At 43.6% G+C, this 18070-nt stretch carries 16 protein-coding genes and 1 pseudogene; all 17 read left to right on the top strand.

Features of this window, described 5'->3' with window-relative positions; genetic code table 11:
* The first annotated feature begins 25 nt into the window (after nucleotides 1-25).
* The 17 genes and pseudogenes from GC098_RS22505 to GC098_RS22430 all read left to right on the top strand — a co-directional run bounded on the left by GC098_RS22505 (nucleotide 26) and on the right by GC098_RS22430 (nucleotide 18019).
* A complete protein-coding gene (locus GC098_RS22505; protein WP_246358857.1) occupies nucleotides 26-1195 on the top strand; it encodes a CapA family protein in 1170 nt (389 codons plus the stop codon).
* A 427-nt stretch (nucleotides 1196-1622) separates the two neighbouring features.
* A complete protein-coding gene (locus tag GC098_RS22500) occupies nucleotides 1623-2042 on the top strand; it encodes a DoxX family protein (RefSeq protein ID WP_171645462.1) in 420 nt (139 codons plus the stop codon).
* A 184-nt stretch (nucleotides 2043-2226) separates the two neighbouring features.
* Nucleotides 2227-2685 (top strand): Crp/Fnr family transcriptional regulator, encoded by a 459-nt coding sequence (locus GC098_RS22495; RefSeq protein WP_246358839.1) that lies wholly within the window; start codon nucleotides 2227-2229, stop codon nucleotides 2683-2685.
* Between the two features lie 17 nt (nucleotides 2686-2702).
* The gene (locus GC098_RS40215; RefSeq protein WP_246358837.1) at nucleotides 2703-2888 is read left to right on the top strand and encodes a helix-turn-helix domain-containing protein; all 186 of its coding nucleotides are present in this window, start codon (nucleotides 2703-2705) and stop codon (nucleotides 2886-2888) included.
* A 131-nt stretch (nucleotides 2889-3019) separates the two neighbouring features.
* A complete protein-coding gene (locus tag GC098_RS22490) occupies nucleotides 3020-3214 on the top strand; it encodes a YgaP family membrane protein (protein WP_246358836.1) in 195 nt (64 codons plus the stop codon).
* A gap of 88 nt (nucleotides 3215-3302) precedes the next feature.
* Nucleotides 3303-3812 carry a right-handed parallel beta-helix repeat-containing protein gene (locus GC098_RS41680; protein ID WP_376773927.1) on the top strand — a complete coding sequence of 170 codons (510 nt, stop codon included), beginning with the start codon at nucleotides 3303-3305 and terminating at the stop codon, nucleotides 3810-3812.
* Nucleotides 3813-4000: 188 nt separating this feature from the next.
* Entirely contained in the window at nucleotides 4001-5431 is a 1431-nt protein-coding gene (locus GC098_RS22480) for a serine hydrolase domain-containing protein (RefSeq protein WP_171645460.1), read from the top strand.
* A gap of 88 nt (nucleotides 5432-5519) precedes the next feature.
* Nucleotides 5520-6014: pseudogene (locus GC098_RS22475) on the top strand (IS91 family transposase); the annotation flags it as partial.
* An 88-nt stretch (nucleotides 6015-6102) separates the two neighbouring features.
* Entirely contained in the window at nucleotides 6103-6390 is a 288-nt protein-coding gene (locus tag GC098_RS22470) for a hypothetical protein (protein ID WP_171645459.1), read from the top strand.
* Nucleotides 6391-6712: 322 nt separating this feature from the next.
* Entirely contained in the window at nucleotides 6713-7945 is a 1233-nt protein-coding gene (locus tag GC098_RS22465; protein ID WP_171645458.1) for an aminopeptidase, read from the top strand.
* Between the two features lie 28 nt (nucleotides 7946-7973).
* Nucleotides 7974-8582, top strand: coding sequence for a TetR/AcrR family transcriptional regulator (locus GC098_RS22460; RefSeq protein ID WP_171645457.1), 609 nt, complete (start codon nucleotides 7974-7976; stop codon nucleotides 8580-8582).
* Nucleotides 8583-8604: 22 nt separating this feature from the next.
* Complete coding sequence (locus GC098_RS22455; protein ID WP_171645456.1) at nucleotides 8605-9483, top strand: GNAT family N-acetyltransferase; 879 nt, start codon at nucleotides 8605-8607, stop codon at nucleotides 9481-9483.
* Nucleotides 9484-10193: 710 nt separating this feature from the next.
* Nucleotides 10194-11405: an ROK family transcriptional regulator gene (locus GC098_RS22450; RefSeq protein ID WP_171645455.1), complete on the top strand. Its 1212-nt coding sequence runs from the start codon at nucleotides 10194-10196 to the stop codon at nucleotides 11403-11405.
* On the top strand, nucleotides 11392-12522 hold the full coding sequence (locus tag GC098_RS22445) for an extracellular solute-binding protein (protein ID WP_171645454.1): 1131 nt from the start codon (nucleotides 11392-11394) through the stop codon (nucleotides 12520-12522). The genes GC098_RS22450 and GC098_RS22445 overlap by 14 nt, the downstream gene beginning before the upstream one ends.
* A 65-nt stretch (nucleotides 12523-12587) precedes the next feature.
* Entirely contained in the window at nucleotides 12588-13670 is a 1083-nt protein-coding gene (locus GC098_RS22440) for an ABC transporter ATP-binding protein (protein ID WP_171645453.1), read from the top strand.
* A 15-nt stretch (nucleotides 13671-13685) separates the two neighbouring features.
* Nucleotides 13686-15416 carry an ABC transporter permease gene (locus GC098_RS22435; protein ID WP_171645452.1) on the top strand — a complete coding sequence of 577 codons (1731 nt, stop codon included), beginning with the start codon at nucleotides 13686-13688 and terminating at the stop codon, nucleotides 15414-15416.
* A gap of 77 nt (nucleotides 15417-15493) precedes the next feature.
* Nucleotides 15494-18019, top strand: a complete 2526-nt coding sequence (locus GC098_RS22430; RefSeq protein WP_312880276.1) for an NEW3 domain-containing protein — start codon at nucleotides 15494-15496, stop codon at nucleotides 18017-18019.
* Nucleotides 18020-18070: the final 51 nt, after the last annotated feature.

Here is an 18070-nt window from a genome sequence, read left to right as displayed (position 1 = left end):
GACTCAACAGGAGAGGTTCATCGTGATGATACGTCTTGCTGTGATTGTTACAATCCTGTTTTTGGCTTCCGGCTGCATGAATAGCTATACAAAACCCAATGAAATAAAATCAAAAGCAGACCAGACTCTACCACCGATCAAGCCATCCCTACCCATCTCACCTAGAGAAAAAGAGTCGGTAGTTACCAAAGTTACTTTGGGAGCAATCGGTGATATTTTGATTCACGATCGCGTCTATGCCGACGCAGAACAAAGAGATGGGACCTACAATTTCAAAAAAATGTTTACAGAGGTTCAGAGGATGTTACAAGTTCCCGATATTCTTGTAGCTAATCAAGAAACGATGATTGGAGGCAAGGAACTGAGACTCTCCGCTTATCCTTCCTTTAACAGCCCTCATGAAGTTGGAGATGCACTGAAAGATGCAGGAGTGGATCTTGTAACTGTTGCTAATAATCATTCCCTTGATAGAGGAGAGATGGTTATTCAAAGTGCTCTTACTTACTGGGACACGCTCGGAATCCCTTACACAGGAGCTTTCAAATCACAAGCAGATCATGACAGGATTAGGACGATAACCAAGAATGGTATTACATTTTCGTTTTTGAGTTACACCTATGGGACCAACGGAATTCCACTTCCCAAAGGAAAATCTTATTTGGTAAATATGATTAATGAGACCCAAATTCGTAATGATGTGGAACAGGCCAAACTAATATCTGATGTCGTTGTGGTTGCTGTGCATTGGGGCAAGGAATATGAGCGGTTCCCGAATAAATCTCAAATTGAACTTGCCCAAAAGCTAGCGGATCTTGGTGTTCATATTGTGATAGGTAATCACCCGCATGTTCTACAACCTCCGGCTTGGGTAAAAGGGAAAAAAGGAAATGAAACCTTAGTTCTTTATTCACTCGGAAATTTTCTATCCGCTCAGAGTGAGTTACATACAAGAATTGGAGGGTTGGCATCCATTGATGTTGTCAAAACCAAAATGTTAGATAAATCCACGATTAAATTGAGCAAGCCGAGTTTTCATCCAACTTACAACTATGATCTTTATTGGCGGCAATTTAAGATTATTTCAATGGACCGCTTAACCAATGAACAACTAAATAATTCTAGTTCTCACTATGAAAAGATGAAAAGACATATGAGCACCTCTATTCAAGATTTGCACATCGTTACATCCAATTAAGCAATTAATGAGATGTAGTGTTTGATAGTTACGGCATAATTCGTTACCTCTTAGCAAATAATTAAACAAGATCCTAAGGAAAGGAGCAATGAACATGGGTGACAACGGTCCAATCAAACCAAACGGGTCTCAACATGCTGAGAAATCAAATGATCCGGAGAAACAAGGAAGATCCGCAGCAAAGAAAAAATCAAAGTAATGGGTGGAACATTGGCAAATAAAGCTTGATTAGCAAGGTTTTATAAATATAATCGTTTTTAATTTCAATCACGGCTGCCGAGAGCAGGCGTGATTATTTGCGTTAATCCCTAATAAGTACAATAATAAATTATTTATAGTTGCTTGACATAAGTAAGTATATTACGGTATCATACGAACATAAAGTTTATGACTTTAAAAAAGTAAGTAAAGAAAGGGGGACTCAAAAGTGAAAAATAATTATCATATTGGCGCTTTAATTATAAGAGTGCTGTTAGGAGTTACCTTCTTTGCTCATGGTGTTGCTAAGTATCAAGGAGGTATTGGCAATATAGCAGGTTGGTTTGACAGTATCGGTATTCCAGGCTTTATGGCCTATGTCGTGGCAACGATCGAACTAATAGGGGGCCTTGCACTGATTATAGGATTCGGTACACGTGTTGTATCCGCACTAATGGTTATCATACTTCTAGTCGCTACATTTAAAGTGAAATTAGCCGTCGGATTCTTCGGAAACGGTCAAATGGCCGGATACGAGCTGGATCTTTCGATGATTGGGGCCGCTATTTATCTTCTCTTAAATGGCAGTTATGTAATCTCCATTGATTCTTTGTTCAAAAAGGGTCAAAAACCAACACAGCTTGTGTAATTTTTCTTTGGTCTGAGAGGTTACATTCCTGGATATAAGAAGTGACAGCTAGTCAGATATTGACTGCTGTCACTTTTTTATTTGCACTAAAGAAGTTAGATCGAACAATGGACTAGTTAATGGTATACTGTGCTTGTTAAAACCTACCATTTCACAAGGAAGGATACAACCAATGTCATCTGCTATGCTTGATAAAGTCCCGCATATTGTATCGTGCTTCCCTAGCTTGTCCGATATTTCCCTTCAGGACTGGAGCGATGAGGGAATTATAATGTTAGATTTACAGCCTAGCTTTGTATTTGAAGAGGGCCAGTTCTTGGATCATGCTGTTTTAATTCTGGAAGGAACAGTAAGAATGTATAAGATCAGCGGCAGTGGAAGAGAAATAACCCTGTATCGAGTCAATGGCGGGGAATGCTGTCCCCTCATGATGTCCAGCATTCTCGGCGAGACCGAATATGAAGCTTCTGCCTGCATCGAAAAGCCTTGCGCAGTAGTTGCTATTCCAGTTGACGTTTTTAAAGACTGGATGGATCGATATAAAAGCTTTCGACAGTTTATTTTAAAATGTTCGCCAAAAGAATTATCATTATGTCCAACTTACTGGATAGCATCAACTTCAAATCAATCCGCGGCAGAATAGCAGAATATCTGGTTGAGATGACTGATGATGGACGAGATAACCTTACCATTACGCATGATACCCTATCCATAGAGCTGGGAACAGCCCGCGAAGTCATCAGCCGAACGCTGAAATCGCTCGAGAAAGAAGGACTGCTGCTCTTATCTAGAGGCCAGATTTCTCATATACTGCGTGAGGACTTGAAAAAATATATAGAACAATAATTGCAGCTATTATTACCTCCAAACGTTCATTTTATTGCTATGTGACAAAGTTACGGTTCTATCTAAACGCTTTTGTTATGATCGTAATCAGAAACACAATAAAACAAACCAATACAATATGGAGGTAATAGATGATGAAAAATGTTGGCGGAACAGATCGTGTAGTTCGTATTATTTTGGGTATAGCGCTATTGTCGTTGTTTTACTTCTTACCTGGTTACTGGAAATTAGCAGGATTGATCTCACTTCCGTTCCTTATTACAGGCATAGCGCAAAAATGTGCGATTAATCAAATGCTTGGCCGTAATACTTGCAAAATTAGTTAAGCTATGAAAAAGCAAAGAGGCTATCCCAAAGTAGAGTTACTCTACTAGTGGGATAGTTTTTTTTTAGATCTTCAGAAGTTCGTATAAGATGATGAATTGTTTCCAAAAAACGAGGAGAGAACTGATATGGAGAAACTGTATACAGCAACGGCAACGGCTGAGGGCGGAAGAGAGGGGAAGGTCACTTTATTGGGAGGCTGAAAGCTATACGTGTACTCACTCCGAGTTTGTAAACATTGCTGGAGCTGAGCATCTTGTCAGGAATGATCATGTTACGATTGCGAATTGCAAATACCGAAACACGATGAACCCAGGGATTTTGCTTGGTGCTGAGCTGCCGACTCATGCCGAGGGAGGACATGCTACGAACATTCAAATCGAGGATTGCGAGTTCGATCACTGTGGGTTTCATCCGCGATATGGCGCTGAGGGCTGCATTGGCATCAAATCTGCAGGCTTCGAGCTCTTTAAGAATTCGGTCATCGGCGTTCATGCGATTGATGCTGATGAAGTCGTGGTAAAGAATAACCGATTCGAAAATGTCGATCAACCCTTGGTTGTTAGATCAGGTATTACGGGTAGGATTGATTTTGAATAATATGAAAAAAGGACGACCTTCGAAGCCAGTTCGTAATTCTTGTGTTACCCGGTATGCAGGTAATATGCTCCTATCGATAAGTAAGTTGTTAATAGTCTTGTAATCTATTATTTGTAAAAGTAGACAATGCAAGTGATATAATAGACTTGTTGATTTACATATTCTGGTGTGTTGAAGGAGAGACAAGAATGAGTGCTATTCGATCCCTACCAAGAAGTCAGCCTGAGCGTCAAGGTATCGCGTCTTCCTCGATTACGAGATTTCTACAAGAGGTTCAAGAACGCAGTCTAGAGCTTCACAGCTTCATGCTCGTCCGACACGGGCACGTTGTTTCGGAAGGATGGTGGACACCTTATTTGCCTGAACGTCCTCATATGCTGTTTTCTTTAACTAAAAGCTTTACTTCAACAGCCATCGGATTGTTAGTGGGAGAAGGGCGAGTCTCGCTCGATGACCAGGTTGTCACCTTTTTCCCTGAGGATACGCCGCCAGAAGTTACACCGAATTTAGCTGCGATGACCATCCGACACTTACTCATGATGGGTACAGGGCATGCAGAAGATACGTCCGGAAAGATGCAGTCAACCGATAACTGGGTTAACAATTTCTTACAACTTCCCGTGGAACATGAGCCGGGTACGCATTTCGTGTATAACAGCGGGGCTACTTATATGCTTTCGGCTATCTTGCAGAAGGTAACCAATCAAACACTACTGGAATATCTGCAGCCGCGACTGTTGGAACCGCTAGACATCCAAGGAGCCACTTCGGAAAGCTGCCCCCGCGGCATCCACATTGGCGGCTGGGGAATGAAGATCAAAACCGAGGATATTGCCAAGTTTGGACAGCTATATCTACAAAAAGGCCAATGGGATGGGAACCAGCTCATTCCTGAGTCGTGGGTAGAAGAAGCGACAACGAAGCAAATTTCCAATGACTCCAGCACCAACAATGACTGGGCTCAAGGGTATGGGTATCAATTCTGGAGATGCCGTCACGGCGCTTATCGAGGTGACGGAGCTTTCGGACAGTTCTGCGTTGTTCTGCCGGAGCAGAATGCCGTCATCGCGATAACGTCCGGAGTGAATAACATGCAGGACGTTCTTGATACGATTTGGGAGCATCTGCTGCCTGTCATGAAATCAGAAGAACTGCCTGAGGACAAGGAATCTTCTGAGTTGTTAACCCAAGTGTTACATGGACTGCGCTTAGAACCGCCACGAGTTCTTTCAAGCTCAACGCTGGAGACCAGCATATCGGGAATCGAGTTCGAGTTAGAAGAAAATGAGGAACAAATTAAAACATTATCTATTGATTTTACAGAGGATTCCGCCAACGTATCAATTGAAAATAACTCCGGAAAACATACGGTTTACTTTGGTAGAAACGAATGGTATGAGGGAACGTATACGCTGCATATGAGACAGAAAAATGTAGCAGTAGGCTCAGCAACATGGCAAGATACAAATACGCTCTTGTTAACGTTAAGATACGTGGAAGCGCCATTTTGCGTGACTTTAAAATGCTCGTTCTATGAAGGTAGCATACAACTACAGTTTCTACAGAACGTTTCGTTCGGCAATGACGAACCTAAGTTGATTCTAGGCAAAGTTAGATGAACGATGGTTGAATAAGAATTTATATGTTTTTGATTTTTTGGGGTAAGCGTAACTTACCCCTTATTTAAATTTTGGTAATGTAGTAGGTATGAACTCGAACATACTGAAGCAAATATTTTTTGATGAACATTGGCACTGGGATACCGAGGGTTGCCATGACATTCGCAGAGTGCCTTACCGTTGTAAAGGAAGCTTCTGTACAACTTGTTCCTGTGGGGAAACGGAAGAATGGAGCCGATTATTATTGGAGGACGTATTCCATGTCAATCATCGCCATGTGGTGTTTACCATTGATGAAGGGCTGTGGAGTGTCTTTTTGTTGCATCGAAAAATGCTGAAAGAATTTATGGACGAGGCTGTGCGAATCATCAAAGAACAATTTGAAAAGAGACATAAGCTTACCCCTGGTATTATTGCGGGATTGCATACCTTCGGTTCGCGATTAAATTTTAAACCGCACGTTCATATGCTGGTGACGATGGGCGGAATGAAGGCAAATGGAGAAAGGAAGACGTATGATTACGTGCCGTTTGAGATGCTTAGAAAACAGTGGCAAACGGTGGTAATAAAGTTGATTCGAAGAAAGAAACCAGTGGAAGAGTTCATTTCACGAGTCATTCGTCACATACCAGATGAAAACTTGTGAGAAAACGCGTGGCTGCTTGGAAAGGATGATTCGAGATCTCACAGGGAAGCAAGAAAACCAAAAACAAAAAGAAGAAACCGCAGTTGTCCATAAGCAACTACCTACTGTCAAAGCAGGCAGTGAAGTATATATGTTTGACTTGTTAGGAAGTGGGAAAGCATACCGCTTAATGTTGTCCAAGATTTTGACCGAATGGATCAAGGGGATCCGACTGTACCGCCTCAATTCACGTGTGAAAGCTGTGGAGGAGCTATGTTTCCTGAGTATTACAAAGGGATACATGGTTACGAATCCCGGATCTCAGACGGGTTAAAGAACAAAGAAGTGGAAGGTAGTTCAAAGTAGAACAGAAGAGGGATGGGTGTGAGGGTGGAAAGTTTACGGGCCGCCTTTGAAGTCTTGTTTATACCGTAAAATAAATTCAAAAAACATGACTTCAACAGCGGTTGGAACCCCACATCCATCCCTCCCCATGGACAAAAGTATGGGTTTACACGTAAAAGACCGTCAGGATGTTTTTCCCTGACGGTTTTTCTTATTTCTTGACAGTTGGCACGATATGGAATAATAATAAAAATAATAAAACGACTGGTCAGTCTTTATTATTTCATATTGTAGAACGAAGGAGGATTTAAATGAATTCATTCCAAGGCAATTTAGATAAATATGCATCTCTAGCCATACAATTAGGGGTCAACGTACAACCGGGACAAACATTAGTCGTCTTCGCTCCATTAATATCGGTGGAATTCGTACGCAGATTGGTAAAACAAGCCTATGAGGTCGGTGCAAAGCACGTTTATGTCGAGTGGTTCGACGATGAGCTTACTCGGTTAAAGTATGAACTAGCGCCTCATGAAGCATTGCTTGAGTACCCGATGTGGCGGGCAAAAGGGTATGAGGAATTAGCAGAAAATGATGCTGCATTTCTATATGTAGTGGCCAATAACCCCGATCTTATGAACGGTATTGACCCCAAACGAATTCAAACAGCGAGTAAAACATCCAACACTGCTTTGCGGGAACTGTCTGCCGCTAGGTTAACCAACAAAGTCAGTTGGTCGATTATCGCCGTTCCTTCACCTGCATGGGCGGATAAGGTGTTCCCATCACTCCCCGAAGAGGAGCGGGTTGAAGCCCTATGGAATGCCATTTTCGAAGCAACAAGAGTAGACCGGGATGATCCGGTGCAGGATTGGAAAGAACATTCAAGCGCTTTAGACACTAAAGCAAAAAGGCTTAATGAACGCCAATATAAGGCGCTTCATTACCGCGCTGACGGTACTGACATTACAGTAAGTTTGCCGCCTGAGCATATTTGGGTTTCGGCCGGAAATACCAACAGCAATGGCATCTCCTTTATAGCAAACCTGCCCACTGAAGAAGTATTTACATCTCCTTTAAAAAAAGGCGTAAACGGGACCGTGAAAAGTACTAAGCCGCTTAGTTACAATGGCAATCTCATTGAAAACTTTTCTTTAACATTCAAAGAAGGGGAAATTATTGATTTTAAAGCCGAGAAGGGAGAAGAAAATTTGAGAAGTCTCATTGAGATTGATGAGGGTTCGCACTATTTGGGTGAAGTTGCTTTAGTTCCGTTTCACTCGCCTATTTCTAACACAAATCTTATTTTCTACAATACACTTTACGACGAAAATGCATCATGCCATTTTGCCATCGGCAGAGCTTTTCCGTTCTGCCTGAATGGCGGAAAAGAGATGAGCCAACAAGATCTTCAAAATCATGGGCTAAACGAAAGCTTGACGCATGTAGATTTTATGATGGGTTCAGCAGATATGAATATTGATGGGATCTTGGAAAATGGGGAAAAAGAGCCGTTGTTCCGGAATGGAGATTGGGCGTTTTGACGTAATAACAGAAAAAAGGAGGTGCTGTATGTCACCTAAAGTTACGCAAGCTTATAAAGAAGAAAAAAGGGCGATTATCCTTGAGGGAGCGCTGCATTGTTTTATAGAAAAAGGATTTCAAGCTACGACTATTGATGATATCGTACGTCATTTGGGGATGAGCAAAGGCGCTATTTACAGTTACTTTTCCAGCAAAGAAGAGATGTATATCCAAATGGCTGACGATAAAATGAATGCGATGGTGGAGAACTCCAGTGAACATTTCAAAAATATGCCAAGTGCGGCTGATCAAATCCGCTATATGTTTGACCGATTCCGTCGACAATCGCTTGACGAGCTGCGCAAATGGCTGGCCTTTCATTTGGAGTTTATGCTGTATGCAGCACGCCAACCGGAATTAACGGAACGATGGAACCAGTATGCGAGTAAAGCTTTATTGTTCATGCAGGAAATTATGGAGGGTGGCCTAAAGACTGGCGAGTTCCGTTCCGATCTTGATATCGCGGCAGCTTCCCGTTTGTTCTGGTCAGTTAGGGATGGCCTTGCTTTGCAATTTATGCTTAGTGGTGAGGAAACCGACTATAAGTCCATGATTAATGAGATGGAAAAGAAGGTATTTCGCTATATCATCGGATAATTCACTATGGAGGTAGAGGCTTATGATTTTCAAAAAAATGAGCGAAATGTCGGCGGAAGACATGGTGTCGTTGTGGAATAAGGGGTTCGAAGGATATTTCTTAAATAGTACGTTGAGCTTGGACAAATTTCTTGCAAGAACTGTCAACGAAGGGCTCTCACTAGAGCATTCCTTAGTCGTGTATGAAAATAGTGACCCTATCGGCTTCGTGATGAATGGGGTGCGAGTAATAGAAGGAAAGAAAGTGGCATGGAATGGGGGAACTGGCATTGCGCCTGAGCATAGGGGGAAAGGGATCGGGAAAATACTGATGGAAAGAAACCTCCAGTTGTATCGTGAACAAGGTGTGGATATCGCCTTACTGGAGGCACTCATTCAAAACAAAGCTGCGATAAAGCTCTATCAAAGTGTCGGCTATGGTATTACCGAGCAGCTAATCTGCTTACAACATACAGAAGCTCTGGACGCAAGTCTCCTGAAATCAAACTCTCCAAGCCAATATGTTACGAAACGAGGACTGCCTGTGGAAGTCAAAAGACTGTCATTCTACAGACATTTGTCAGCGTGGCAAACACAATGGGCCAGTATGAAAGATGGGGAATGTATAATCGTCTCCGATGAAGCAGATGAGGTGGTTGGCTACGCACTTTATAAACGTATTTTCGGAGAAGACGGTAATCTGGCAACCATCGCCCTTTACCAATGTGAATCGATTCCGGGCCGAGCAGACGCAGAAGATATCCTCAAGGCAGTATTAAGTGAAGTATACGCACCTTTGTCTTCTTCTTGTAAGCGTATAACTATGAATATAATAGATTCCAACAAGGAGCTCATAGGGTTATTAGAGCGTTTAGGATTTACTGCATTTGTGGAACAAGTACACATGATTCGTTATTTATAAGAACTTACGAGCACGAGCCTAAATTATTATTCGCATTCAATTCAAGTGGGCTGCCTTAAAAGTAGATAAATCTACTTGAGGGCAGTCCTTTTTTCTTTAAATTAGATGTAATCTTTCTTCAGCAGATTATAGGCAAACTAAGATTGGTTTCTTTTTTTGTTCTTGAAGTCTTGGGGAGAGAACCCCGAAGGGTTCGCCCACGCGAAACGGAGCGTTAGCAAACCCCCTTGATTCCACTAAAATAAGGGCTGTCCCAAAAATGATAAATACATGAGAGGGGGAACGTAGAGACTCTATTTGTGTGAAATAGCTATAATTCAAGCAAACGAGGAACGTAGCGACGCTATTCCGTTGTTTTTAGCTTCGGATCGCTCAAATTTCATCAAATAACGCCCTCACGTTCCGCTTATTCAATTTTTAGCTCATTTCATCCAATTTAGCGGCTTGTCGTTCCGTTAAGTGCAACACTGCCCCAAAAGGACCACCCCCTTATCGGCGGAAGTCCTCATGGATACGTGTAACCACCTTCAAGTTAGATTCCCCTCAAGGTTTATAACCCTTTTGGGACAGCTCTTATTTCCATTCATGCGCGGATAGAGGAATACAATCTCACTTTTTTATGGAAGTTGTACTTAATTCGGTAAATCAATAATAAGTATCGTATTAGAAAACTTTGTTAGTCATTCTAACTATCAAAGGGGGTGAACAAGGTGCTTGGTCGCAATCAAACTGGAAATAGCAAGCTCGTTAAACAATTGAACAGACAAGAGATTCTGCGTAAGCTTCGGGAAAATAAGCGGGTTTCTAGAGCAGATTTGGCGAAGCTAACGGAGCTAAGCCGTCCATGTGTATCTGCGTTGGTCGATGAAATGATGAAGGAAGGGCTAATCCATGAAGTTGGTGTAGGTGAGTCCAAAGGCGGAAGGAAGCCGATCCTGCTTGAATATAATTTTCAAGCTTATGGCGTAGTTGGGGCGATTTTTGAGGGTAGTACGCTGTATATGTCTATCGCTGATCTAAGTGGAGATTTGTTAGTTGATTACAACTTTCGCTTGCAACAACCAACGAATGGCGATATGGCCATTCGTTGTCTGGAATTGGGTCTGCAGACTTTGCTTAGCAAGAGTGGGTTCGAGAAATCTCGCTTACTAGGTGTTGGCTTAGGCTTGCCCGGAATTACACAGCGTCGCGATGGAACCGTGAGTTATGCGCCAAGCACAGGATGGATGGGATTACCGGTGAAACAGGAGATCGAGGAGCGATTAGGTCTACCTGTTGTGATTGATAATGACGTTAACTTGATGACATTAGGGGAGTTTCATAAGGGTGTCGGCAACGGAGTTAAGAATCAGGTTTATATGTATGTAGGGACGGGAATCGGCGCGGGAATCATCCTAGATGGGCAGTTTTATAGAGGCTCGCGTGAAGCATCAGGAGAGATCGGATATATGATGGTGGGTCAGGTAAAGAAGCTTAACCGGGGTGAATATGGCGTTTTTGAAGGGAATTACTCGGTCCCAGTCATCCAAGAAAAAGCCAGAAAAGTGCTGCCTTCCCTTGTGGAAGAGCCGGGAGTGATTAAACAACTAATTCGCCATACGGAAGATGGCCATATAGAGGCAGGCCGATTATTAAATGACATCTACAGACATTGGGCCTACGGAATCGCGAATATGGTCAGTATACTCGATCCAGATTTGTTGATTTTAAGCGGGGAGATGATTGACATCGAGGAAAGCGGTGTTGAGAAGATCCAAGGTATGCTGACGGAATGGGTTCCGTATGTACCCCAAATCAAGCTGGCCGCTCTAGGCTACAAAGCGGGCATCATCGGGGCGATTCACAGTGTCCTAGAAGCTTTCCCCGTAGTAAATTCCAACAAAATATACCTTTCGGGAGGTTATGTGAATGAAAACAAGTAAGTGGAATGTGTCCAGAATGCTCGTAGGCACTCTAGTGAGCATTATGATGGTTGTGATTACAGCTTGCGGAGGCTCCGCACCGAGCTCTGGAAATGTTAGTCCAGCACCCACGGTGAAGCCTTCTGACAAACCGGCTGCTACGGAGGCACCTAAACCGGCAGAGAAGCAAAAGCTTGTTATTTATACAGCTAGGGATAAAAGTGTTGTCGATGAAATTATTCCGAAATTCAATGCGAAGCATCCGGAAGTTGAGGTCGAGGTATTAACGATGGGTGCGCAGCAGATTCTGGAGCGTGTCCGGGGAGAAAAGGCTAACCCTCAAGCTGATTTCTGGTGGGGCGGCACCCAATCCGGTCTGATGACTGCGGCGAACGAAGATCTCTTGGAAAGCTTCAAGCCAAGTTTCGCAGACAGCATACCAGCTTTGTACAAAGATGCTAAGGATCGTTGGTACGGTGAAATGCTGCTGCCCGAAGTGATCATGTACAACTCCAAAGCACTTAAACAGGAGGATGCTCCTAAAGATTGGGACGCACTTCTTGATCCGAAATATAAAGACAAAATCATTATTCGGGGAGTGCTTGCATCAGGAACGATGAGAACGATTTATTCCGCTATGATTTTCAAAGAAGGTGCCGCTGATCCTAAGAAAGGGTATGACTGGCTGAAGAAGCTTGATGCCAATACGAAGGAATATGCACAGGATCCTACGAACCTTTACTTAAAATTAGCCCGTGAAGAAGGAACACTTTCGCTCTGGAATTTGCAGGACATTATGATTCAGAAGCATTTGAAAAGTCAGCCGTTTGATTTTATTTACCCAGCTAGCGGGGCACCTATCCTTGTAGACGGCGTAGGTATGGTGAAAAATGCCAAGAACAAAGAAGCGGCGAAGAAATTTTATGAATTTCTTTTCGACTCGAAGCTTCGTATAGAGCTTGCCGATAAATTGTTCCAGATTCCTACACGTACGGATATTAGCAAAGACTCGCTTCCAGCTTGGTTGAAAGGCATTGAATTGAAACCAATGAATCTCGATTGGACGGTCATGGCTGAAAAAGAAAAAGATTGGATGCAGTATTGGGATGAGAGCATTAAAGGAAAAGGCGCGAAATAAGCGCAACATCCGTTCGGGTAGAGATAGTTCCTCTGCCCGAACTCAAAGTAAGGGAGGTACTGTACGTGATCGAAGTCGCTCTAGAACATGTAACCAAGCAGTTTGGGAAAGTATCGGGCGTTCAGGATGTGCATATTCGGATTAAGCCCGGTGAATTCTTTACTTTCCTTGGTCCTAGCGGATGCGGAAAAACAACAACTTTGAGAATGATTGCCGGCTTTTACTATCCAACCTCAGGGCGTATCGTATTTGGCAATCAAGACGTAACGACAGTGCCGCCTCACAAACGCAATACGGGAATGGTGTTTCAGAACTATGCCTTATTTCCTCATCTGACGGTATTTGAGAATGTGGCCTTTGGTCTCCAAGTTAGAAAACGGCCGAAAGACGAGCGGCTCCAAAGGGTAGAGCGTGCATTACAGCAAGTACACTTACAGGGTTATGGAAATCGGCGAATTGACCAATTATCAGGAGGTCAGCAGCAGCGTGTTGCGCTAGCCAGAGCACTTGTTATTGAGCCGAATATTTTACTGCTGGATGAGCCTTTATCCAACTTAGATGCCAAATTGAGAGAAGAAACACGCTTGGAGATTAAAAGGCTGCAGCTTGAATCTGGCATTACAACCATTTACGTGACGCATGATCAAGCTGAGGCCATGGCGATGTCGGATCGGATCATGGTCATGCAAGGCGGCGTTGTACAGCAGGTTGGAAAGCCGGAGGAAATCTATAACCGACCTATTAATCGTTTTGTCGCTTCATTTATAGGCGAGTCTAATCTGTGGAATGGAACCGTGGAGCGAATAGAAGGAGATCAGGTCTATGTCAGAGTTTCACCCGATCTAGTTCTATGCGGTTTGGTGAATCATACGGCACCTAATTGTCACCTGACAGTGGGCGCACAAACCACTTTGTCTATTCGTCCTGAGGCAGTACGCGAGGCACAATCAGAATCTTTACAAGCGGAGAACACTTTCCTAGCAAAAGTTGTCATCGCAGAATTCACCGGGGTGAATGTCAATTATTTGACGGACGTATCCAATAAGCCCTTGAAAGCGATGTTCGTCAATCAGGGTCATCAAGTACGACAGCGTGACGATACACTTGCGATGCATATACCAATGGAAAGCATTTACTTTTTAGAATAGGCGGAGGATGAGAATATGACCTTCAAGAAACCAGTATCTCATCAACCAGTAATCAAACGGCCATCCATCACTTCTTCGCCTCATTTCGTATACGTATTAATTGCTCCCTTGTTTCTGGTATTGCTAGCCTATGTACTCTTTCCGCTGTATCAAACCTTTATTCAGAGCATTCAAATGGAAGGTAATTTTACTTTTAAAAACTATGCACGGTTCTTCAGCTTGGAGCATACCGCCAATTTGGAAGCCCTCTGGACCAGTGTGTATATCTCCGTTCTTAGTGTAATGACATGCGCGATAGTCGGAGTTACCATGGCTTTTCTATTGGAACGCTATGAGTTTCCAGGCCGCAAGGCTCTGACAGTTCTTGCCATGGTGCCGATGGCGCTGCCACCGCTGGTTGGCGTACTTTCATTCACTTTTCTATATGGAGAAAGCGGTATTATTCCGCGGACGCTCAAGCTTTGGTTTGAGATGGACCACGTGCCGTTCTCGCTAAAAGGTGTATGGGGCGTTCTCATGGTTCACACCTTTACGATGTACACCTATTTCTATATGACCGCTTCCGCTGCGATCAAGGGGCTCGACCCCTCCCTGGAGGAAGCAGCAGCAAGTCTTGGAGCCGGACGTCTTTATATCTGGCGGAGAATCATATTACCCATGCTCACTCCAGCTATCGTGGCTTCGTCCTTGCTTGTCTTCATGATTGCCATGGCTTCTTATACGGCTCCTCTCATCTTCGGAATCGACAGAACGATGACGATGCAAATCTATTTGTCCCGAACAAATGGAAATTTGGATATGGCGGCCACGCAGTCTACCTTATTATCCATTGTTTCCATCCTGTTTCTCATCATTATGCGCTGGTATCAAGGCTTACGAAATTACCAGAACTTGAGCAAAGGAGTTAGTGTACATCGGACCGAGGTCAAGAGTGCATGGGGAAAATATACAGCTATGATCCTCTCCACGATAGGCGTCGTCATTCTGCTATTGCCTATTCTGGTATTGATTCTCATATCCTTTTCCACGGATGGTACATGGACGACACAAATCCTACCGCCTCAATATACAATTAGTCATTATGTGGAATTGTTTACGGACAGCAAAACGTGGCGACCTATTGCGAATAGCTTCAAAATGAGCTTTGTTGCAACGGTTGGCAATGTGATATTCGGTGTTGCTGCTGCCTATGCGATTGTTCGCCTTAAATTTAAAGGGAAGACATTGCTTGATGTGTTTATTATGCTCCCTTGGGCATTACCAGGAACGGTTGTAGGGATTAATTTAATTACAGCTTTCAGTACACCGTCTGCGTACAGTTTTGGGCAAGTTCTTGTGGGGACGTTCTGGATTTTGCCACTAGCCTACTTTGTGCGTCATTTACCTCTTGTGTTCCGTTCAACGTCGGCTACGCTTATGCAGATGGATCCTTCGATCGAAGAGGCAGCCCGTAATCTGGGAGCTTCCTGGTGGTATAGCTTTCGTCGAATCGTATTCCCCTTGTCGCTTAGCGGGATTCTAGCGGGAACTTTATTGGCCTTCGTAACAGGTATTGGTGAATTCGTATCATCGATTCTGTTATTTACATCTAGAACTGCCCCGATTTCGGTGGAAATTTTCCAAAGAATGTATGCGTTTGAATTCGGAACCGCTTGCGCCTATGGCGTCCTTCAAATCATCCTTATAATCATTGTTCTCTTTATCTCTAAAAAATTAACCGGTGACAAAGCGGGTACAGCTGTGTAAAGGTTGATCATTCTGCGGGAACTTCTAGAGTTCAAGACCGCTGCTTGATGATAAAAGGTGAATAAGGAGGAGTTAAAGTGAAGAAAGGTACATGGAAGAAAGTGTTTACGAGTATTACTAGCGTTGCCGTAGTAGGTTCCTTGCTGCTTCCTAGCATGGCGCAGCCGGTCAGCGCTGACAGAGGCGTTGTTGATCTCTGGAAATCGATTAAACCACTCACAACCATCGCGAGTGCTATGAATACAGGAGCTCACCCGGACGACGAGCATAGCGCTATGCTTGCCTATCTTTCATTAGGAAGAGGGGTCAATACGTTAAGTGTCATTGCAAACCGTGGGGAAGGTGGCCAAAATGAGATCGGCAGTGAACTAGGTAATGCGTTAGGTATTATTCGTTCACGCGAACTGCAGGAAGCTTCCAAAATCACGAATGTCACTTTGGGTATGTTAAGCGAGCAAATTAATGATCCTATCTTTGACTTCGGTTTTTCCAAAAGCCCCGATGAAACACTGCAAAAGTGGGGAGATTCGGTGGTCTATGAAAGACTTATTCGGAAGATCCGGGAGTTGCGGCCTGACGTAGTCATTCCTTCTTTCCTCAACGAAGAATCGACACATGGTCATCATAGGGCCATTAACGTCATAACCGTTCGTGCGTTCAAGGATGCAGCTAACCCAGAGGTGTTTCCAGAACATTTGAAAAAGGGGCTGCAGCCTTGGCAAATCAAAAAGCTGTACCTTCCTGCCAATGATAAGGATTACAACGTGGCTGTACCAGTTGGAGATTATGACGAAATTTACGGCGCTTCTTATGTCCAATTGGGAGAAGAATCCCGTTTTATGCATAAGAGTCAAGGGATGGGAAGACTTGTTGATGAAGGTTCGAGCTTCAACTATTACAAATTAAATTCAGCGGTTAAATCCGAAAAGGAAAATGATTTCTTCGACGGCATTGCTTTCTCCTTTGACGATTTGGCTAAAGAGATAGAAGCGAAGGGCAAAGATAACAAAGTGATCAAGGATTTGCGAGCCCTCCATAAAGATGCGGAAGAAGTCGTTAAAGCATACCCTGTGTTCTCTGACGTGGCGCGAGAGGTACAAGAAATGAAGGCGGATGTAGAAACTGCCGTGAGTGATGTGAAGGCATCGACGCTAGATGCAAGCGTCAAGACCGATTTGCTGTATCGCCTTCAAGTGAAGGATGCTCAACTGAATAAAGCAGGTATGGAAGCATCGTCTTTGGTTGTGAAGGTAAAACCAGAAACCGGCGAGATCGTTGCAGGTCAAACGGTCAAAATGGTAGTCTCCGCTTACAGTGGCGGTAAGAACAATCTGAAGAACGTTGAGCTCCAACTGAATGTGCCTGAGGGCTGGACAACGAAAGCAGTCGGAAACACAAAGTTTGACCAACTTAGCTACAATAAGACGGTTTCTGCCACTTTTGAGGTTCAAGTCCCTAAGAATGCAGTAGAGTTCCAGGTATATCAACCATCTGTAGTAAGTGCGGATGTCTTGTATCAGTTAAATAATGTTTCAGGAAAAATACGTGTTACCCCATCGAATCAAGTGGCTGTGCTCCCGTCTTTTGCTATGTCGTTGAGCCCTGAGGCTACGGTACTTAACACATTGAAAACCGAAGAGCCGCTTCCGGTCAAGGTTACAGTACGCAACTACTCGCCAGGCGCTACCAAAACGTCCATTTCCTTGAACGTCCCGAAGGATTGGAATGTAACACCTGCATCTCAAGAAGTGAATTTCGCTGCAAAAGGTGAAACGAAGCCGGTTACGTTCCAAGTCAAAGCTCCTGCTGGAACAGCAGTTGGCAAATATACGGTAACAGCGGTAGCAACAAGCGGTGATGTTACCAGCAAGGAAAACGTACAAATTATCGATTATCCACATATCGGTAAAACCTATTTGATTCAGCCAGCAGAATTAAAGATTCAGGCCTTTGATTTGAAGGTGCCTACAGGTCTTAAAGTGGGATATGTATCTAGTGGTTTTGATAATATTGATCAGTACTTAACCCAATTTGGCGTGAACGTAACGAAACTCGACGATAAAGCGATCCAGTCAGCAGACTTATCTCAATATGACACGATTGTATTAGGCATTCGGGCATATGGTTTCCGTCCAGAGCTGCTTTCGAGCAATCAAAGACTTCTCTCTTATGTGGAAAATGGCGGAAATCTGGTCGTTCAATATCATAAGCCGGAAGATAAATGGAAACCTGAACTTGCCCCTTATCCGATAAAAATTGGAGAACCGTTAATTCAATGGCGTGTCACGGATGAGAATTCCAAAGTAACGATGCTAGCGCCTGATCATCCGATCTTTACGACTCCTAATAAGATTACAGATGCAGATTGGAACAATTGGATTCAAGATCGTTCGGCTTACAACCCGTCTGAGTGGGGCAAAGAGTACACGCAGCTGATCTCTAATGGTGATGCAGGGGAGAAGGAATTTACCGGAACATTCCTAAGTGCTAAATACGGTAAGGGAACTTACACCTACAGTTCGCTTGTATGGTACCGTGAAATCCCGAACCTTGTCCCTGGTTCTATTCGCCTCTTCGTGAACATGATCAGCTTAAAGCAATAGTAATAACTACAGAGGGAGGCCTGAACGGGCCTCCCGATTTACCAAACGGGG

The organism is Paenibacillus phytorum (assembly GCF_013141715.1).
GTDB classification, from domain to species: Bacteria; Bacillota; Bacilli; order Paenibacillales; family NBRC-103111; genus Paenibacillus_E; species Paenibacillus_E phytorum.
The sequence above is the reverse complement of the archived record's forward strand: the minus strand, read 5'-3'. Positions and strand labels throughout refer to the sequence as shown.